Annotated in this window: 1 pseudogene; it reads left to right on the top strand. The window is 43.0% G+C overall.

Going from position 1 to position 554, the window contains the following annotated elements:
• Positions 1 to 554: pseudogene (locus ACTQZM_RS12000) on the top strand (IS66-like element short variant transposase); the annotation flags it as partial.

Below are 554 nucleotides of genomic sequence, written 5' to 3'. Positions count from 1 at the left end.
ATCAAGTCTAGTCAGTATTATTTCGAACCACTCTATGAATTACTGCGTGAAAAGTTATTAACACAAAGCCTTCTTCATGCGGACGAGACAGCCTATAGAGTTTTAGAAAATAATACCTCTTTGACCTATTACTGGACATTCCTTTCAGGAAAACAAGCAACACAGCCAATTACGCTTTATCATCATGATCAACGCCGAAGCGGCTTAGCAGTTCAAGAATTTCTTGGCGAATATGATGGTTATGTTCACTGTGATATGTGGTCAGCGTATCGCCAACTGCCTAAGGCAAAGTTAGTAGGTTGTTGGGCACATGTGCGTCGAAAATTTTTTGAAGCAACGCCTAAACAGGCAGATAAGCAGTCATTGGGGCGCAAGGGATTAGATTATTGTGATCAGATGTTTTCACTAGAAGCCTCTTGGGCTGAGCTGTCTTCAGCTGAAAGATTGTGCAAGCGCAAAGAAAGATTAGCGCCATTGATGACAACGTTCTTTGATTGGTGTCGCAATCAATCAGTGCTCCCAGGATCGAAGTTAGGCCGTGCGATCACCTATGC

The organism is Enterococcus cecorum, from assembly GCF_052119425.1.
Lineage (GTDB): Bacteria > Bacillota > Bacilli > Lactobacillales > Enterococcaceae > Enterococcus_E > Enterococcus_E cecorum_C.
This window is presented reverse-complemented; position numbering and strand designations above follow the sequence as displayed.